Below are 18562 nucleotides of genomic sequence, written 5' to 3'. Positions count from 1 at the left end.
CTTTTTTACCTAGCTCTCTACCTCAATCTTACGAATCTCTTTTGTACGAATCTCACGGCAAATGTCATCAATAAAGGTCGGAAGACTCTTCTGTCCCTCATCGCCTAAGTAACGGCTACGTACAGATACAAGTCCCTCTTCCTCCTCCTTCTGACCAACAACCAGCATATAAGGAACCTTAGCAAGTCTTGCCTCACGAATCTTATAACCAATCTTCTCAGACCGGTTATCTACCTCAGAGTATACACCATTTTTCTTCAATTCTTCATTTATCTTGTTTGCGTAATCACTATATTTTTCAGAAATCGGCAGCACTCTTACCTGCTCTGGGCACAGCCAGGTAGGGAACAGACCTGCATACTTTTCAATCAGCCATGCGAGGGTTCTCTCATAGCAGCCCATGCTGGTTCTGTGGATAATGTATGGTCTCTTCTTGTCACCATTCTCATCAATATAATACATATCAAACTGCTCTGCTAAGAGGGCATCCCACTGAATGGTAATCATGGTGTCTTCTTTTCCATATACATTCTTTGCATTAATATCAACCTTTGGTCCATAGAAAGCAGCCTCTCCTACGTCCTCAGTAAATTTAATATTCAGGTCATTCAGAATATCACGGATATGCTGCTGGGTCTCCTCCCATACCTCTGGCTCACCAATATACTTTTCTTTATTTTCCGAATCCCATTTAGACAGATGGTAGGTAACATCCTCCTCCAGCCCAAGAGTTTCCAGACAGTATTTTGCGAGTGCCAGACAGCCTTTAAACTCTTCCACCATCTGGTCTGGTCTTACAATCAGATGTCCTTCAGAAATCGTAAACTGACGTACCCGGGTCAATCCATGCATCTCACCGGAATCCTCATTACGAAAGAGTGTAGAAGTCTCACCATAGCGGCAAGGCAGGTCACGATAGGATTTCTGGCTTGCTTTGTATACATAATACTGGAATGGACAGGTCATTGGACGAAGAGCAAATACCTCTTTATCCTTCTGCTCATCACCCAATACGAACATACCCTCTTTATAGTGATCCCAGTGTCCGGAAATCTTATATAAATCACTCTTTGCCATAAGCGGTGTCTTGGTTCTCATATAACCGCGTTTTTCCTCTTCGTCCTCAATCCAACGCTGCAGGGTCTGAAGCATACGGACACCCTTCGGCATCAGAAGTGGAAGTCCCTGGCCGATAACATCAACTGTGGTAAATAATTCCATCTCCCGGCCAAGCTTATTATGGTCACGTTTCTTAATATCCTCCAGATGCTCCAGGTAAGCTGCCAGTTCCTCTTTCTTGTTAAAGGCTGTACCGTAAATTCTCTGCAGCATCGCATTCTCAGATTTGCCTCTCCAGTAGGCTCCTGAAGAAGAAATCAGCTTAAACGCTTTAATATTCTTAGTACTCATCAGGTGTGGTCCTGCACACAAATCAACAAATTCACCCTGGTCATAGAAGGAAATCTCCGCATCCTTTGGCAGGTCACGAATCAATTCTACCTTATATGGCTCTCCTTTTTCCTCCATGAACTTAATAGCCTCTTCTCTAGGGAGAGTAAATCTTTCCAGCTTGTGACCCTCCTTGATAATCCTCTTCATCTCAGCCTCAAGCTTATCTAAATCTTCTCTGGAAAATGGTTCCGCCTCAAAATCATAATAAAATCCGGTATCAATACTTGGTCCAATCGCCAGCTTTGCATTTGGATAAAGACGCTTTACTGCCTCTGCCAGTACATGAGAGGTCGTATGACGCAGTGCTGCCAGTCCCTTTTCATCATTCGCAGTCAAAATATTCAGCTCACAGTCACTATCAACTATGTTTCTTAAATCTACAACCTCACCGTTTACTTCACCGGCACAGGCTACTCTTGCAAGCCCTTCGCTAATATCCAGAGCAATCTCATACACACTTTTTGCTTCCTGATATTCCTTTACGGAACCATCCTTTAATGTGATTTTCATCGTTTTTTCCTCCTTATACTTTCCTATCAAATAACAAAGAGTTTGCAAAGCAACCTCTCCGCCTGCGGCGGGTCGCGAAAGCGACATCTTCCACTCCGCCGCAGTGCGATCCTTAGCGGAGCGTTTTTTATTCGATAGGACGAACTTTCCTATCGAATAAAAGAAAGCCCGTCTCTTTCGACGGCCTTCTGCCTTCGAAAGGGACGAGCTGATATACCCGTGGTTCCACCCTTATTGGTTCTTCATTCAGATGATAACGGTATCAAACCGGACCGGATTAAGGTCACTCCGAGGTGGTCTTGGGCTGTCCTCTGTAAAGGTGCTTGCAGCTCCAACCATAGGGTATCGGCACCTCTCTCTGCTACAAAAAAACAGCTTACTCTTCTCATCAACGTATTATTGTAAGCTTTATTATAGCATGCCGCCGGGATTTGTCAAGAGCTATTGGCTTATCTTAGTTTCTGCTGCCATACACCTTTTCCCAAATAGCTGCACTCTTATCATGAATTTCATTGATTTTTTTAGTATTCTCTTCTACCTGCTTTCTTAAATCTGCTGTAGCCTTCTCTGCCTTTGCATAATACTGGTCAATCTTCTTTTCCAGCTCTTCAATTCTATTCTGCTCCTTGATCAGAATGGCCTTTTCTTTAGCAGAAAGTACCTTTGATGCCTTAATAATTGCAATATAATCTCTAAGCCCCTTCTGTTCTTCTGTCATATTATCCCACATTTTATCCCACAGCTCAGTATGTGCATCAAAAAGCTTTCCACGCTCATCAAAGTAAGGTGCTGCTTTTTTCAAAATAACCCGGGTCTTCTCTTCAATTTTATTCTCTAGATACTCCAGCTTCTGATAGTAAGGAGCCGCAGCCTTGTCATCTGCTACCAATTGCATTTTTTCTTTTTCTGTCAGCATAGAAAGTCCCTTTACAAACTCCTCCATGCTCTGATTTGCATCTTCCGGGAGCTCATAATATACTCCCGAATCATTTCCAGGTACATTAATCGGGTCAACACGCCCTCCATCTACTGCAGCAAAAATCCTTGCAGCTGACGCCATTGTCATAACAGTAACTAATCCACAGGTAACCACTTTCTTCTTCCAATTTCTCATAATCATCCAATCCTTTCATTTTTAAAATTTAACAAGTATCTGTCTTTCACTTGTCTGTGTTTATTATACACATAAAAAAAAATATAATCTCCGAAAATCTGTGGATTTATTAAAGCACAATTGCAGTAAGATTGTGGCTAATTTGTGGCAGCTGCATCTTCGGGAAGTTCTATGATAAATGTAGTTGCTCCCCGGGAGGCTTGAACACAGATAGTTCCTCCATGCTTGCGTACAGCTTCTGCCGTAATTGCAAGGCCAATTCCTGTCTTTCCATGCTTTCCCTTGTAAAAGCGTTCAAAAATATGTGGCAAATCCGCTTCATCAATCCCGTCACCATCATCTGTCACCTTAACTACTACCTTAGAACTCTCTTCTTCGCTGGTAAGGATTATTTTACTTTTTGCGTATCTAAGTGCATTGGATAAAATATTGGATACTGCTCTTTCTATCATTTTTTCATCCCCCAAAAGCATAATCTCTTCTTCTCCCGGGCGATAGATAATTTCAATGCCCCTTTTGTCTGCTTCACCCTTCATATACCACAGGCATCGGCATATCAGCTCCTGAAGTCCAAATTTTTCTTTATTAAGGTGCTCTGATGCATCTATTCTGGATAAATACAGGATTTCATCCACCAGCTCTGCCATTTTCTTACTATTTTTTACAATCGCTTCTGCTGCCTTGTCCACATCCTTTACAGCTCCAAAAAGAATTCCCTCTGCATAGCCCTGAATGGACATCAACGGTGTTCTTAATTCGTGAGAAATATTTTGGAAAAACTGCTCCTGTGTTTTTTCTGCCTTCTCTATCATTTCCGACATATGTAAAACCGTATCAGCCACCTCATTAAACTCTCTATAGGGAAAGGATGGTACCTCTGTCAAAGTCTCTCTGTTTCCTGCTTTTATAATATATCGTTTCAATCTTTCAAAGGATCTGTCTATACCACCTGCCACACCCGTAATTGTCATTAATGCAATTAAGCCGCATAAGCACAGCTGTCCCATTAAAACCTTATTTAAAATAGACTGAAACTCCTCTACTGGCGTAATATTGGTACAGGCCAGTACAACATACGGCTTTTTTTCTCCTACACCAATATTTTTTCTTACGAAAAATCCATCATATCCACCTGTATATATTTTACTATTAACATAATAAGTCTCTTCTCCTATAAACAGCTTTCCTTTTTTACCATCCAGGGAAAGCCCTGTATTGCTTTTATAAGCCTTTGCAATTCTCATTGTCCGCTGCTGCTCTTTCTCCGATTCCCAGGGCTCACATGGATATAAAAGAGTTCCCTTTTCATCAAAAATCAGGTGGTAAACACTCATCAAAAATTCAGTTTCTTCCGTATAATAACCCTCGTATACACCATCATTATAATATGTATCCAAAACCTCCAGGCGAGCTCCGATAAGCTGCATAGCCACTTTAGAGATATAGCCTTGTATAATATAATTTGACACGACAGCCATAATACTAACTGTCACAAGGATAATTACCGTAGGTAAAAGAAATAATCCATTTTTTAATTTTCTTCCTTTTTTCATGATTCCTGTTTCCTTAACTTAAATCCAAACCCCCAGACAGTTTCTATCAAAACTGTGCTTTTTGCTAAAAGCAGCTTTTTTCTAAGCCTTTTAATTGTATCATCCGTTGCTCTGGTTTCCACAAAGCTGTCATATCCCCAGACAGCCTGCAAAAGCTCATCCCTTGATACTGCTCTCTCTTTATTATTAACCATATATTGCAGCAGCCCATATTCCGTATTGGTAAGCTTCAGTTCCTCTCCTTTACTATAGGCTGCCTTTTTCATTGGATACAGCGTAATATCTCCAAAGCTCATTCCCTCCCTGTTCTGGTTATCATTCATTCTTTTCAGCATCGCCTTTACCCGCAGCGTAAGCTTGATCGGCGAAAATGGTTTCGTAAAATAATCATCACAGCCCATGGTAAAGCCGGTAATAAAATCTGCATCCGTGCCTCTGGCTGTCAGCATAATAATGGGAACCGATGATTTTTCTCTGATGGCAGAGCAAATCGTCAGCCCATCGGTTCCAGGCATCATAACATCAATAATCAATAAATCTGCCGGCTCCTTCTCAAAGGCCTCCAAAAGGCTATCTCCTGTTTCAAAGGTCGTTACACAGAAGCCTTCCTTTTCTAAAAAGGATTTTATCAAATCACAAATATCCGCCTCATCATCTGCAATGTATATTGTTTTCATAATCCGTACTTCACTCCTTTAATCTAATTTTATAGCATAGTCTAATTAAATGCCGTGGTCTGTTGTAAAACACAGGTATTTTGTTGCAAATAAAAAAAAGGAATCTTTCGCTAAAAAGACTCCTCTTTCTTCCTATCTCTTTTACAGATTTGCACTCAGGAAGTTCTTAAATGCATCTGCTGCTGCTGCCTCATCTTCACCTTCTACTGTTATTTTAAGAGTGTTGCCGCATTTTGCTCCAAGACCCATAATTGCAATCAATCTGGAAGCATCTGCTGCCTTACCATCCTTCTCCATTGTAATCTTGCTCTTGTAATTCTTTACCTCTTTTACCAGAAGTCCTGCCGGTCTTGCATGAAGTCCAAGCTCGTCCTTAATTACATAATCAAACTTTACCATAATGTCCTCCCTTTCTTTACTCAATGCATGTCTTACCCATCTATTTTATAACGAAACAGTTTTTCTTTCAAGCTATATTTAAAAAAAGGTTATTTCTATCCTCTTTTCTAATCAATCGGAAGTGCACTTCCCTGTCTCTGATAATTTGAAAGCTTCCGGTAGGTCTCTTCCATCCGCTCTGCAAAAGCACAGGTCGAATACTTCTGAACCATCTGTCTTGCCTGTCTGCCGTACTGCTTCTCCTCTACAGCCTCATAAAGCACGCTATCAAGACCCTTTAAAAATTCCTCCTGCTTTGTAAAGGTAAAACCATTTACCCCAGGAATCAAAATATCCTCCAGACATGGGTCCTCTCTTGCTACCACGGGAAGTCCTGAAGCCATAGCTTCGATATAGGTAAGTCCCTGAGTTTCACTGTTAGATGCACTGACAAACACATCTGCCAGCTGATAAAAGGCAGGAACAGTGTCCCACGACTGCTGTCCGGCAAACAGGATTCTCTCCTTACAGGAATAACTGCTAACCTGCTTTTCCAGCCGTTCCCGCTCTGGTCCGTCACCTACCAGCAAAAATTTCACATCTGTGTGTCTTTCCATGTATTCTGGCATAGCTGCCAAAAGCTCTGCTATATTTTTCTCCGAAGAGACTCTTCCAAGATAAAGAATCACCTTTTCCTCCGGCAAAATACCAAAGCTTTTTCTCTTTTCCAGAAGCTCCTGCTTCGTATAGTTATTTTCATCAAACTTACTGAGGTCTACACCCGTAGGAATAATTTCAATATCCTTTACTACCCGGTAGGACATTAAAAGCTCCTCCACCTTTTTCGTAGGGACTACAACCTGCTCTACCGTGTTACAGCAAATTTTTGTAAACATCCGCACAAATGCTTTAGCTCTTTCATCCACAGATGCCAGATGAATTTTATTAACGTAATGGGTATAGTCCTCATAAATGGTATGATAGGTATGTACCACTGGTATCTTAAGCTCTCTTGCCATAATCCGTCCAAATACTCCCAGGGAAAACTCCGTATGAGTATGTATGATATCCAAATCCAGACGGCGTATAATATGAGCCAGCTTCAGCTGATAAAACATTCCAACCCGTCGCTCAGATATCAAAATACACGGAAGAGATGGAACCCTAAAGACATTATATTCATGCTCCGGTGCCCCCGGAGTCGTCGTAGTAAACACATATACATTATGTCCTGCCCTTTCCAGTTCATTTTTCAGCATATATACCGAGTTCGCTACCCCATTAATCTCCGGGTAGTAAGTCTCCGTAAATAACCCTATATTCAATCCTCTCACTCCCTACATTCTCATTCTAGGAAACAGACGCTACAATCGCCTCTGGCTCTGTTCCAAACACAGTTTTTCCATATTCATCCAGAAGCTCCAGAGTGAACAGGCATGGCATCACCTTTTTTCCCTTACCATTCTCCTGTGGCACTACCTGGTATACCATGGTTTCCAAAGGACATGGAAGTACAAGCAGCCGCTTATGTTCCTTAAGCTCCTTATATTTTATTCCCAGCTCTACTAATTCCTTATATTCTTCAACTGTATACTTTTCCATTCTGCACCACTCCATTGTTTAAGATATTTATCAGTATACCATATTTTTTCCTTTTGTGGTACAATAAATATAAAAAAAATGACGAAAGAAGGACTTTTATGAAATATATCGACTTACATGTTCACTCCACAATTTCTGATGGTACAGTTACCCCAACGGAGCTGGTACATCTGGCATTAGAAGAGGGATTGTCCGCCTTTGCCCTGACTGACCATGATACAGTCCGGGGTATTCCTGAGGCTCTTACTGCTGCTTCCCAGCTTCGCAGCCAGGGCTTTGATATCCATGTTATTCCAGGTGTTGAAATATCCGCCGCCTTCAAAGGCTCAGATATCCATATACTTGGTCTTAATGTAAATTACAATGACACTGTCCTGGTAGATGCCCTGGAAGGGGCAGAAAAGGAACGGGATTCCCGCAATATGAAAATGGCAGAAAATCTGGCGGCCGCCGGACTTGATATTACCTATGAAGCTGTACAGGCCATCGACCCAAAGGCCATTATTACCAGAGCTCATTTTGCAAAATATCTGGTGCAAAAAGGCTATGCTTCCGATAATAATGATGCTTTTAAAAAATATCTTCACAACAAAAGTCCTTATTATGTAAGCCGGAATTATATGTCCCCGGAGGAAATTATTTCTTTAATTCTTCATGCAGGTGGTATTCCGGTATTAGCCCATCCCCTTTTGTATCATCTGGAGGAGGGCGAGCTGAAGCGGCTCGTTCTCCGGCTTAAAGAGACTGGTCTTAAGGGGCTGGAAGCTATATATACCTGCAACAGCCATCAGGATGAGACCTTTGTAAAACAGTTAGCCCGTCAAAATGGACTTTTGATTTCCGGCGGTTCTGATTTCCACGGTGCCAACAAACCAGATATTATGCTTGGCCGCGGGAAGGGAAATCTTAAAATTCCATTCAACCTCCTTGAGGAGCTTGGAATCAAATAATCATTGCTCCTTCCACACTCATTTCTTTCATTTTGAAAAAAGGCACAGGAAATCCTGTGCCTTTTATTGTCTTACTCTTCAGTTGTTGCTCCGCCAGCCTTCTCAACCTCAACGATAGCATCCTTCTTCATAGGAATACGGCAGTTTTTATTGTTGCCAAACTCAACGATAACAACCTCTTCCATAACATCAATAATAACGCCATAGAAGCCGCTGCTTGTCAGTACGCTGTCACCTGCAGCAATTGTCATTAAAAGTGCTTCGTGAGCCTTCTGCTGCTTTTTCTGTGGACGAATTAAAAGAAAATAAAAAATTCCAATAATTACGCCCATGTAAAGTACAAGTCCTAAAGTTCCTGCCATCCCATTTGCTGCAAACACTGGTGCTAAATTCATTTTGATTTCCTCCTGTAATTATTAATTGTCGCCCTCTGCAAATCCAGCGAGCTTATTTTTCTTGTATTCTTTAAACCGGCCCTGTTCAATCGCTTCCCGTATCTCTCCCATCATCGTATTGTAGAAATACAGGTTATGCATAACCAGAAGCCGAAGTCCAAGCATTTCCTTCGCTTTTAACAAATGCCGGATATAAGCCCTTGAATAAGTGCGGCAGGCAGGGCATTGGCAGCCCTCCTCAATCGGCCGGTCATCCAGCTCATATCGTGCATTCATAAGGTTCATTTTGCCATGATTTGTATAGGCATGTCCATGCCGTCCATTCCGGGCAGGATATACGCAGTCAAAAAAATCAACGCCGCGTTCCACAGCCTCTAAAATATTAGCCGGTGTCCCAACCCCCATCAGGTATGTCGGTTTTTCAAGGGGCAGATATGGCACAGTTTTCTCAATAATATGGTACATCTCCTCATGGGATTCACCAACCGCCAGACCTCCTAAAGCATAACCATCCAGGTTCATATCCGAAATCCGCTTTGCATGCTCAATACGGATATCTTCAAAGGTGCCTCCCTGATTAATACCAAAAAGCATCTGTTTTTTATTAATCGTATCCTCCAGGGAATTAAGCCTCTTCATCTCTATCTGGCATCGTCTCAGCCACCGGGTCGTCCGGTCTACCGAATTGTGCATATATTCTCTGGTCGCCGGATGTGGCGGACACTCATCAAAGGCCATGGCAATCGTAGAAGCCAGATTAGACTGTATCTGCATGCTTTCCTCCGGCCCCATGAAAATTTTTCTTCCGTCTATATGGGAGTTGAAGTATACGCCCTCTTCCTTAATCTTACGAAGTCCCGCCAGGGAAAACACCTGAAAACCGCCAGAATCCGTAAGGATAGGCTTATCCCATACCATAAACTTATGAAGACCGCCCAGCTGCTTTACTACCCTGTCACCAGGCCGTACATGCAAATGGTAGGTATTGGACAGCTCAACCTGTGTCTTTAGCTGCTGTAAATCCATCGTAGATACTGCACCCTTAATCGCAGCTGCTGTTCCGACATTCATAAAGACTGGTGTCTGTATCGTGCCATGCACTGTCACAAATTCTCCACGCTTTGCGTCTCCATCCTTACATAATAACTTATACATAAAAATCCCTTTCATTTCTTTCAATAGCCAATATGTCAAGTATACCGCCTTTGGACATTTTTTTCAACTAAATTTTTTGTTCTCAGCGAATTTTCTCTAAAAAAATAGTTGACTTTTGGAAACTAACGTAATATAATAGAACAGCAGTCCTTTCAAAGGACTTTTAGGGGATTGGTCAAATGGTATGACAAGGGTCTCCAAAACCTTTAGCGGGAGTTCGATTCTCTCATCCCCTGTTCAACCGTTGCACAAAGGTGCAGCGGTTATTTTTATAAAGGAAGTGTAAAGTCATGAATGCAAAAATCAAATTAAACAATCCGGAAGAAGTAAAGGATTTTGTCTGTGCTGCATCTAAATGTGACTTCGATATTGACATTTTTTATAACCGATTTATCGTTGACGCGAAATCTCTCCTTGGAGTTCTCAGCATGGATTTAAACAAATCCTTATCTGTATGCTGCCTGGGATACGATCAGCATTTCGAACGCGTCCTGCAAAAATATTCTGTAGCATAATCTCTATTAAAATCAATAGGGCGAACTTTCCTATCGGAATAAAAAAGCTGCCATCTGGCAGCTTTTTTATTCTCCCATTTCCATTGTCCTGTCAAAAATACAGAACTGATTTTTCCCAATCTGTTTCACACTGTAACAATTTGGAGGTTTTTACATGAATTTTAAAAAAACGCTATATTTAATTATATTTGCATTTTGCTGTCTGCTTACCGGTTGCTTTTCTGAAATAGCTGCAGAGCCTGCAGCCAAAGGCTCTCTACGGGTTCATTTTATCAGTGTCGGACAAGGGAATGCTGTCCTTGCTGAATCTGACGGCCACTATATGCTCGTTGATGGTGGTGACGGTTCCCACTCCTCTAAGGTAATCAGCTATCTAAAGGAGCAGGGTGTCAAAAAGCTGGACTATGTCATCTCTACACATTACGATGCTGACCACCTAAGCGGTATCCTGGGTGCCATTAAGGTTTTTCCCACAGACCTTTTACTAGGCCCGGATTACACTACAGATACCAAGCTTTTCTCTTCTTATCTCAAAACCCAAAAGGAGCTTGGTCTCACCTCTGTGCATCCCGCCTCCGGTGATACCTATTCTCTGGGAAGCTGTAATTTTACGATTCTAGCACCAAACAGTACCGGATATTCTGATGAAAATGACTATTCCATCGCTCTTCGTCTTGTATGCGGCTCCACCAGTTTCTTACTAACGGGGGATGCCGGTATAAACAGTGAAGAGGAAATGCTCCGTACCGGCCTTACCTTAAACAGCGATGTTTATCTTACCGGCCACCATGGCAGCAGTACCTCTAATTCTGAGGACTTTTTAGAGGCTGTGAGCCCATCCTATGCCGTTATTAGCGTAGGCCGAGGCAATCCTTACGGGCATCCTCACCGCGAGGTCCTGGCAAGCCTTTCAGCACGGGGAATCTCCATTTTCCGTACCGACACCCAGGGTTCTATTCTGATTGAAAGTAATGGCAAGGATCTAACCTTTAATACACAGCCAGATACCCAATTTGAAGAGCATACTTCCAGCAGCCAGGACACCTGCCTTCCCTTCATTGGTAATAAAAATACGAAAAAATTCCACCGCTCTGACTGTAGCGGTCTGCCAAAGGAGCATAACAGAATATACTTTAAAGCAGCTGTAGAGGCACTTAACGAAGGCTATGAGCCATGTGCAAACTGCAGACCAAACTAATATTTTGAGTTCCCGCATTTTACTCCGCAGGCCCCTTTGCCAACTTGTTTTGAAAATGAATTCATCGCTTTCGCTCGCAAAAACCGAAATTTTAGGAAAATCGTTTCTAAAGATGTTTTGATTCCTGTCTTTTCAACGGTAGGACAACCCAAGGGGACTGTACATCAGAGTGAACACAAACTTCGCAAACTTTTGTGCCGCTCTTACAGGCTTTTGAGTAAAACCTAACCGCAGTAATTGCAACTCGGTATGTTCTATCCTTCTTTTATAGAACATACCGAGTTGCAATTACTGCGGTTTTATCGGGACTTTATAAAAAAGCCTGTCTAGAGCGGCTAAAAAGTTTGCGGCTTGTTTTCATCTGATATACAGTCCCCTTGGGTGGTTCTCCCGTGAAAGAGACAGGAAACATTTTTTAGAAACGATTTTTTAAAATTCTCGGTTTTTACTCGGACGAAGTCTCTGAATTCATTCTACTGATACACAGGATTTTTGTAAGCTTACTGAATAAGAATTCTATATAAAAATCTATTTCGATAAAGAGGATTACGAAGTAAATTGCAGAAACTCAGAAATATTTTTTGTTGCTATTTTGACAAAACATGATACAATATATAAGTAATGGACATTTTGCATGAAAGGCATGGTTAATATGAAAAAATTAGAAGAATATGTAAGAAGCATCCCTGATTTTCCAGAGAAAGGCATTATTTTCCGTGATGTTACCAGTATCCTACAGGATAAGGATGGTCTTCACATGGCAATCGACCAAATGCAGGAAAAGTTGGAAGATATTGACTTTGATGTAGTTCTCGGTCCAGAATCCAGAGGCTTTATTTTCGGTGTTCCGATTGCTTACAACTTAAACAAGCCCTTTGTACCGGTTCGTAAAAAAGGAAAGCTTCCTTGCGAAACTGTAGAAATTGAATATGACCTGGAATATGGCTCTGCTGTTATTGAGATTCACAAGGATGCCATCAAGCCAGGACAGAGGGTTGTTATCATTGATGACCTGATTGCTACCGGTGGTACAATTGAAGCTATTACCAAGCTTGTAAAGCAGCTGGGTGGCGAGGTTGTAAAAATTGTATTCCTGATGGAATTAGCAGGCCTCAAGGGTCGTGAAAAATTAAGGGATTTTGATGTCGCTTCCGTTATCTGCTATGAAGGTAAATAATTATGCCAGAGGCTGTAAAAACAGCTCTGCTGAATTTGCAGGCCTCTATCCTTATATTTGTCCCATATTTGGAACAGCTATAAAAGAGCAAAAAGTATTCGTGATGAATCTTAAACAGATTCATCACGAAACTTTCTCTTTTTGAAAAAATCTGATGTAAACAACTATACTCAATAGACCATAAAGTGCTACTGCAATACATGATTTTGTTATTGTCAATACATTTACGGCTTTATATGCCATTGTTGTAAATGATAAAGAGGCTGTTACTGGATGCCAATTGACAAGTCTGCCATTTATAACAAATATTCCTGAAATGCCTATAAGCATTGCTAAGATGCTTCCCCAGACATATTTTCCGCCAGTTCTTCCAGACCATAAGATTATAGGCAGTACCCCAATAGTAATACACACGTTAGAAACCAGAATGTGAAAAACATTTTGGAAAACTATTGTTGGTGATATACCACCAAATCCTATAATTATTCCCATTAATAAAGAAACAAGCATTTCAAAAACACCCATTTGAATTACCAGAAAGAAAAGTACAATCATTTTTGCTTTTATCATATCCCGCCAATGTATGGGAATCACCAATTGGTTTTTCAAGGTATCTTGTGAATATTCTCGGTCAATTATATAACCACCAATTAAGGATACAGAAAATGGTAAAAACAGCACAGCGTTATTATATATGAACATATCCACCATATTTCTCCATACTATCAAACTACTATTGAGCTGAATCTGCTGCGCTATCAGTATTGGCAAATGCAGACCCAGGCAATTAAGCATTGATAATTGCCATACAAATAGGAACTCCAAAAGGACAAAACAATTCACTGAAATCATTGCAATCAGATTTTTCTTGCGAAGAAGAATAATCAACACAGTTACAGGTAATGTTGCGCCAACAGCCGCTGCTGAGGTAATAAACAGCTTCCCAAATATCAGTAAGAAATCAGCAGTATAATTTTTAAGGAGAAGCCCTCCTATCATTGTATAGATCGTGTTGACTGCTATAAACAATAAAACAATTGTCAGTGAAACCAACAGCTTTGACAAAAAAATTTTTTTCTTCGAAATTCCAATAACCAAGATATTTTTTAGTGTATGGTTCTGCTCTTCCAATTCAAATAGCGATAAAAACTGCACAGAAAAAAGAAATGGAACAATCAGAAAACTTCCAAACAGTTCATTCATACCCACCAAATTCCGAAAACGATAATTACTATATACACAACATCTTTTACAATTCTTAAATAGTAATGGAATAACCGATATCGAACAGTTGTCACCATTATTAATTCAGATTTATACAATGCTATTGCAGGAATACATGCTCCTCAGGTTAAAAAGATAATTTGCAGCTATCGTTATAGTCGGTCTATCGTGTGGTATTCGCACTCGCGATTTAATAAAGCTACAGTTGTCTGATATAGATTGGGATAATGAAACAATACAGTTCAAACAAAGAAAAACAGGAAATGTTGTTTGTCTTCCACTTACAGAACGAGTAGGAAATGCACTTTTTAGATACATTACAGAAGAAAGACCTAAAATAGATAGCGTGTAGTATGTCTATACTTTGCTATCAGAAGCGAAATTCTACTTTGAGATTATCCGGCACAATTACTCTAAATTTTCGAGTAACTCCAAGAAAAAAAGAACCACTTGAAAAACTTTAAAAGATATGCTACCTGAGTTTTAGAGTTAAACAGTAAAATATGGTGCTAAGCCACGGATTAAAATCTATGGCTTAGCATTTTTTTAATTTCTCCCTCGGATAAAAAATATGAGGTTAATGGCAAGTTACAGAGGCTCGAAAATTCTTTTATGAATGTCGTGCCTCTCAAAAGATTTATATATTTTCTGTCTGATATTTTTGCAACTCTAAAATCATGAACAAATTCAAATAAATCCTCAGAACAATAGTTGTTTTTTAATATCTTGAATTGCAATAATCTAGTGAGCAATACCGCCAAGTAGCAGATAAGGAAATGTCCTATTATGGTATCCTCTTTATGCAAGTACACAGGTCTTGCATAAAGCTGTGATTTCATGATGCGAAAGGATTCCTCTATTCTCCAAAGGTTATGGTAAGCATCATAAACATCTTTATCACTCATGGAAATTTCAGAAGTTACCAGCATGTTATATCCGGCAAGATCAAGAGATTTTTTGATGAGTTTTTCATTCATAGAGACCTTGATTTTACCCTCTGTCTCATTTCCTTTTTTATCGGCAGTAGTGAAGATAACATACTTTGCAGAATCACCATACTCTGATTTCTTGGCCTGGGATGCCTTTAGAAGTCTGGCTTTTTCCACTTCTTTATTAATCTCATATATCTGTTTTTTTGCAAGTTTAGGATTGTAAGTAACAATTCGCTTTTCTGTGATTTTAAATTTTTTCTCTTTTCCAGTTTCAGAATCATTGAATTTATACTCGAAATCATCAACACATTCTTTAATGCGGTATAAAACATCACCATTGGCATTTTTAACGTCTCTGTAATCATTAGGAAGGAGTACCCATGTTTTCTCGACTTCTGGAAGCATCTTTACAGATTTCGAGAAAATATATCCATCACCATTCTTTAGAGCATGGTAGATATTTTCAGCACAGTTCAGTCCTTTATCAGCTATCTGGATAGTTCTGCCAGATATGGAATTTCTCTTTTTGAGATCGTGAATGATGTTTCTGATTATAGGCTTTTCGCTTTGGTTTCCGGGAAACAATTTCATACCGATAGGTATCTGGTTTGCATCAAGGAGAAGTCCCAGTCCAACTATTGGCTCTTTTTTGTTTTCTTTGGATGGTCCTTTTTTTCTGAAGTCATCTTCCTTATCGATTTCAAAATAGAAGTTGGTACAATCGAAGTAAGAATGAGATGTATCAAATTTGTACATCTGTTGAATCTGATGGTTATAGATTTCAATAATCTTTTCGTATTCGCAACCAATATATTCAAGTCCATTATAAAGTTGATTCAGAGAGAAAACATAAGAATCAAAGAGCTTAGGAATTACTTCATCATAGGTCTTTGATTTAGAGCATGGATGAACAAGCCTTGCATAAACAAGAGCAGACATCATATCAAAAACATTGAAACGAAAATCTGTAGCAGTCTGCATCAAATCAATATATTTTTTAACAGACAGCTTATCGTTGATGTTTTTCATAGGAAAATAGCCAATAAGTTTTTCAGGTGAATCATCAGAAATCTGTTTGTTTTTTTTTGCATCTTTAGCAGCCTTAAGTTCCTGGTTGAGTTTAATAACTTCTTCTTTATAAAATGCGATAGGATCATCAATTCCTTTTGCCTGAAGTTCGTGAACATAGCCAACAGGTTTGTAGGCTTTATGAGCTGTATGTCCACGCTCAGGATCATAAAAGCTTGAATAAATCTGAAGATAAGTACCTTTTTTATTATTAGTTTTTTTAAGAAAGTATGCCACAAAAATCACCCTCTTATAGTATAACACCATAGCACCATTTATACAATAGATAAAAAGAAATTTTGTCAAGTTTTTTTGAATAACAAAAAAGCCAGCAATTATGCTGACTTACTGAAAAATGATATATAATTAACTCTCAAAGAAATATGGTGCTAAATCCTAAAGACGGGTCTACTTTGAGATTATCCGGCACAATTACTCTAAATTTTCGAGTAACTCCAAGAAAAAAAGAACCACTTGAAAAACTTTAAAAGATATGCTATATTGATGTTAGAAAAGGGGAAGCCCAAAGCGGCTCACCTCGAAATATCAACTTATTAGTAACTAATAGTCGTCACTATTCGCGGTAGTGGCGGCTATTTTGCTTTGTCCTTGAAAATCTGATAGCACAGACCCACAAGGGCTACAATGAATATACAAAACTGGATTAAATCCTGGTATGTAATCATTGGCAACCCTCCTTTCTTTCGTCTGGAGGGTGACCCCTCCGAAGAGAGGCGAGCCGCCTTGGCTTGGGATTCCCCAAAACCATAATAGCATATACTTCAAAAATTGACAATTCCCAAACACTTTTTAAGGATTCCAAAATCTGCAAATCGTGTGGTGTTCACACAAGCCGCCTGCATCTGCTATGACCTGCCCGCTGCCCTGTGTCCCTGCTTCGGCAAACGCCGCCGGGAAGCAGAGGGAAAACAGCATGACACCACAGAGCAGCAGGCTCACTATCCTTTTTCCTCATTTTTCTCTCATGTCGTCTGTTTCTTTTCTGTAAAAATTGTCTGTAGAAGAAAAGGCCAAAAGGGCACATCATTTTCTAATTATATTACACATTTGGAATAATTTCAATATAAAAATAAACAGGGTATATTTCGAGTGAACGGGATATAGTTTGCCATTTTTAAGCAGCTTTGAGGAATAAAAACTTTTCGCATTAATTTTAAAAAATTTATAGCCATTTACAGCTCTTTTGCGGTAAAATCTAATAAAAAACTTTTCGCAAAGGGGCTGATTTCACATGACCAAGAAAGAAAAACGAGAGAAGAAGAAAAAAGACCGTGGCATTGTGGATTTTATAATGGTTTATAAGCATTTCTTTAAGGATATGCAGGCCTGGATAAATGAGATGGAAGATCCACGAAATCCTAGCTATACGATTTACACACAAACGGATTTTGTAAATATGGGAATTCTTAAAAATGTATGTTCTCTGGAAAGTATGCGCCAGATGGAGGAAGCATTTAACGAAGAAAACTGTGTTGCCACACTGCGCCTTATGTCAGGGGATACCCGGCTGAAGGAAATGCCGCATTATGACACACTAAACTATTATCTGGAGCAGCTGTCACCACGGTGCCTGTCTGACCTGAGAAGAAAAATGGTAACTAGTCTGATTCGTGGGAAACAGTTTTACCGAAGCAGGCTGCTTGGAAAGTATTGGAGAGTTATTTTAGATGGAACAGGGTTGTTCTGCTTTAAGGAAAGGCATTGTGAAAATTGCCTGAGTGTTGTTCAAAGTGATGTGAATGGGAAAAAGGTAACGTTTTATTACCATAAGGTTTTGGAGGCAAAACTGGTTCTTGGAGATAAAATAATCATAAGTCTTGGAACGGAATTTATTGAAAACGAGAAAGAGGATATAAGCAAACAGGACTGTGAAATGAATGCAGCCAAACGCCTGATGGGACGGATAAAACAGGAGTATCCGAGACTGCCGATCTGTATACAGGGAGATGCACTTTATGGAGCAGAGCCGATTATGAAACTGTGCAGGGAAAATGGCTGGAAATATATTTTTACGCAAAAGGAAACCAGACAGAGGTTAGTTGCAGAAAATTATAACCTTCTATCAGAAGAAGATAAGACAAAGAAGACAGGAATCGGAAAAGAAAAAGGAACAGGATGTTATTATAACCATATGGAGAAACTGGCAGGGAAGAAAGAAACCATGAATTTGTATGAATACAGTTATGAGAAGAAAAGCAAAAAGGATGTCAAGAAAATCCGATTTCAATGGATCACCAATATAGAGCTAACGAAAAATAATCTGGAAGAAATGATAGAAGCAGGACGTGGACGCTGGAAGATAGAAAATGAAGGCTTCAACAATCAGAAGAATGGAATTTACAGGATAGAGCATCTGAACAGCCGGAACAGCAATGCCATGAAAAACCATTATCTTCTGACGCAGATAGCGGATATCCTGATGCAGCTGTATCTGGCATGGTGTCCACTGATAAAGGAGATAAAACAGAGTATAAAAAATACATCTTCAAGGCTACTGGAAAGTTTTCGACAACAAACAGTAACGAATGAAGATGTACTTTACATTGAAAGATACACAAGCGTATATCTCGAATGACAAGGTTATTATACAACAGGTGGTGGTCGAATGGAAGAGAAAATGAATTAAATATCCACAAAAAAT

At 39.8% G+C, this 18562-nt stretch carries 18 protein-coding genes and 1 tRNA gene; 7 read left to right on the top strand and 12 right to left on the bottom strand.

Annotation, left to right across the window (positions count from 1 at the left end):
- Nucleotides 1-9 precede the first annotated feature (9 nt).
- The 7 genes from thrS to ASU35_RS09575 form a co-directional block, all read right to left on the bottom strand.
- Nucleotides 10-1962, bottom strand: a complete 1953-nt coding sequence (gene thrS / locus ASU35_RS09605; protein ID WP_058352806.1) for a threonine--tRNA ligase — start codon at nt 1960-1962, stop codon at nt 10-12.
- A 454-nt stretch (nt 1963-2416) separates the two neighbouring features.
- Nucleotides 2417-3076, bottom strand: a complete 660-nt coding sequence (locus ASU35_RS09600; protein WP_147525419.1) for a hypothetical protein — start codon at nt 3074-3076, stop codon at nt 2417-2419.
- Nucleotides 3077-3213: 137 nt separating this feature from the next.
- Nucleotides 3214-4629, bottom strand: a complete 1416-nt coding sequence (locus ASU35_RS09595) for a HAMP domain-containing sensor histidine kinase (RefSeq protein ID WP_058352804.1) — start codon at nt 4627-4629, stop codon at nt 3214-3216.
- Nucleotides 4626-5306 (bottom strand): response regulator transcription factor, encoded by a 681-nt coding sequence (locus ASU35_RS09590; protein WP_058352803.1) that lies wholly within the window; start codon nt 5304-5306, stop codon nt 4626-4628. Before ASU35_RS09590 ends, ASU35_RS09595 begins: the two co-directional genes overlap by 4 nt.
- A 141-nt stretch (nt 5307-5447) precedes the next feature.
- Nucleotides 5448-5705 carry an HPr family phosphocarrier protein gene (locus ASU35_RS09585; RefSeq protein ID WP_058352802.1) on the bottom strand — a complete coding sequence of 86 codons (258 nt, stop codon included), beginning with the start codon at nt 5703-5705 and terminating at the stop codon, nt 5448-5450.
- 107 nt (nt 5706-5812) lie between these two features.
- On the bottom strand, nt 5813-7009 hold the full coding sequence (locus ASU35_RS09580; RefSeq protein WP_058352801.1) for a glycosyltransferase family 4 protein: 1197 nt from the start codon (nt 7007-7009) through the stop codon (nt 5813-5815).
- Between the two features lie 25 nt (nt 7010-7034).
- The gene (locus tag ASU35_RS09575; protein ID WP_058352800.1) at nt 7035-7286 is read right to left on the bottom strand and encodes a hypothetical protein; all 252 of its coding nucleotides are present in this window, start codon (nt 7284-7286) and stop codon (nt 7035-7037) included.
- Nucleotides 7287-7384: 98 nt separating this feature from the next.
- Here ASU35_RS09575 and ASU35_RS09570 point away from each other — a divergent pair, with 98 nt between their 5' ends.
- Nucleotides 7385-8236: a PHP domain-containing protein gene (locus ASU35_RS09570; RefSeq protein WP_058352799.1), complete on the top strand. Its 852-nt coding sequence runs from the start codon at nt 7385-7387 to the stop codon at nt 8234-8236.
- Nucleotides 8237-8307: 71 nt separating this feature from the next.
- Here ASU35_RS09570 and yajC read toward each other — a convergent pair whose 3' ends face one another.
- Nucleotides 8308-8631, bottom strand: a complete 324-nt coding sequence (gene yajC / locus ASU35_RS09565; protein WP_083504227.1) for a preprotein translocase subunit YajC — start codon at nt 8629-8631, stop codon at nt 8308-8310.
- Between the two features lie 21 nt (nt 8632-8652).
- Nucleotides 8653-9786 carry a tRNA guanosine(34) transglycosylase Tgt gene (tgt, locus tag ASU35_RS09560; RefSeq protein WP_058352820.1) on the bottom strand — a complete coding sequence of 378 codons (1134 nt, stop codon included), beginning with the start codon at nt 9784-9786 and terminating at the stop codon, nt 8653-8655.
- 165 nt (nt 9787-9951) lie between these two features.
- Between tgt and ASU35_RS09555 the strand changes: the two genes are divergently transcribed.
- From ASU35_RS09555 to ASU35_RS09540, 4 genes are all read left to right on the top strand, one after another.
- Nucleotides 9952-10022, top strand: a tRNA-Trp gene (locus tag ASU35_RS09555).
- Between the two features lie 54 nt (nt 10023-10076).
- Complete coding sequence (locus ASU35_RS09550; protein WP_058352798.1) at nt 10077-10301, top strand: HPr family phosphocarrier protein; 225 nt, start codon at nt 10077-10079, stop codon at nt 10299-10301.
- Between the two features lie 154 nt (nt 10302-10455).
- Entirely contained in the window at nt 10456-11499 is a 1044-nt protein-coding gene (locus ASU35_RS09545; RefSeq protein WP_058352797.1) for a ComEC/Rec2 family competence protein, read from the top strand.
- A gap of 652 nt (nt 11500-12151) precedes the next feature.
- Complete coding sequence (locus ASU35_RS09540; protein ID WP_058352796.1) at nt 12152-12676, top strand: adenine phosphoribosyltransferase; 525 nt, start codon at nt 12152-12154, stop codon at nt 12674-12676.
- A 123-nt stretch (nt 12677-12799) separates the two neighbouring features.
- Here the strand turns inward: ASU35_RS09540 and ASU35_RS09535 are convergent, their stop codons facing one another.
- Nucleotides 12800-13879 carry an ABC transporter permease gene (locus ASU35_RS09535; RefSeq protein ID WP_058352795.1) on the bottom strand — a complete coding sequence of 360 codons (1080 nt, stop codon included), beginning with the start codon at nt 13877-13879 and terminating at the stop codon, nt 12800-12802.
- Between the two features lie 169 nt (nt 13880-14048).
- Between ASU35_RS09535 and ASU35_RS20730 the strand changes: the two genes are divergently transcribed.
- Nucleotides 14049-14252, top strand: coding sequence for a tyrosine-type recombinase/integrase (locus ASU35_RS20730; RefSeq protein ID WP_147525420.1), 204 nt, complete (start codon nt 14049-14051; stop codon nt 14250-14252).
- Nucleotides 14253-14421: 169 nt separating this feature from the next.
- Here ASU35_RS20730 and ASU35_RS09530 read toward each other — a convergent pair whose 3' ends face one another.
- A complete protein-coding gene (locus tag ASU35_RS09530) occupies nt 14422-16137 on the bottom strand; it encodes an IS1634 family transposase (RefSeq protein ID WP_058352794.1) in 1716 nt (571 codons plus the stop codon).
- Nucleotides 16138-16493: 356 nt separating this feature from the next.
- Entirely contained in the window at nt 16494-16586 is a 93-nt protein-coding gene (locus ASU35_RS20205) for a putative holin-like toxin (RefSeq protein ID WP_242861251.1), read from the bottom strand.
- Between the two features lie 566 nt (nt 16587-17152).
- Between ASU35_RS20205 and ASU35_RS09525 the strand changes: the two genes are divergently transcribed.
- Nucleotides 17153-18496: a transposase gene (locus ASU35_RS09525; protein ID WP_058352793.1), complete on the top strand. Its 1344-nt coding sequence runs from the start codon at nt 17153-17155 to the stop codon at nt 18494-18496.
- Nucleotides 18497-18562: the final 66 nt, after the last annotated feature.

The organism is Acetivibrio ethanolgignens, from assembly GCF_001461035.1.
In the GTDB taxonomy this organism is placed as follows: domain Bacteria; phylum Bacillota; class Clostridia; order Lachnospirales; family Lachnospiraceae; genus Velocimicrobium; species Velocimicrobium ethanolgignens.
This window is presented reverse-complemented; position numbering and strand designations above follow the sequence as displayed.